General features: G+C 48.6%; 2 protein-coding genes. Both read left to right on the top strand.

Features of this window, described 5'->3' with window-relative positions; genetic code table 11:
* The coding region (locus A3766_RS01655) for a cob(I)yrinic acid a,c-diamide adenosyltransferase (RefSeq protein ID WP_197479169.1) at nt 1–261 on the top strand (261 nt) is incomplete at its 5' end.
* Nucleotides 261–834: AAA family ATPase (locus A3766_RS01650; RefSeq protein WP_156508605.1), on the top strand; the 574-nt coding region annotated here is incomplete at its 3' end. The genes A3766_RS01655 and A3766_RS01650, both read left to right, overlap by 1 nt.

Raw genomic sequence — 834 nt, 5'->3', positions numbered from 1 at the left:
CTCGCTAAATCGCTGCTAACCGACCCCCAGTACGATATTCTGATTTTTGACGAAATGAGCTACATGTTTAAATACAAATACCTTGAATTGGAACCGGTTCTAGAAGCTCTAAAAAATAGACCTAAACATCAGCATGTCATGATTACGGGGCGAAAGATGCCCGAAGCCTTGGAAGACATCGCCGATACGATCAGCCATATTCAGGATGAGCGTCATGCCTTTCGTCTTGGTGTAAAAGCGCAAGCCGGGATCGAGTTCTAATGAGTGTTCAATCGCCTTCTAAACTCCCTACGGCTTCATGCCCAGCTATGTTCATTGTCGCGCCAAGCTCTGGTGAAGGAAAGACAACAGTAACGGCTGCGATTGCGCGGTCGTATCGAAACAAAGGCAAAAACGTACGGGTATTTAAGACCGGCCCTGATTACCTAGACCCTCAAATTCTGGCGCAAGCTTCTGGTAAGGATGTTGAGCCGCTAGACATGTGGATGGCAGGTGAAGCTTATTGCCAGCAAAAACTGTATGAGGCGGCCGAGGTTTCAGATCTCATTATTATCGAAGGCGCAATGGGCATGTTTGATGGCGAGCCATCAAGTGCTGATCTAGCTGCGCGTTTCAATATACCGGTGGTTATCGTGTTGAACGTGAAAGGCATGGCACAAACGGCGGGTGCCATCGCTACGGGTTTAGCGCGCTATCGTTCAGACATTCATGTGGCTGGCATTATCGCGAACCATTGCAGTACAGCGCGGCACGAAGAGTTGATAAGAGATGCGCTTCCTTCAGATATCCCTTTATTGGCAACGCTAGCGAGAGACGAAGAAGTTACCTTACCAG

The sequence above is a fragment of the Oleiphilus sp. HI0132 genome (genome assembly GCF_001635845.1).
Note: the sequence above shows the minus strand (reverse complement) of the source record. Positions and strands in the feature narration are given on the sequence as shown.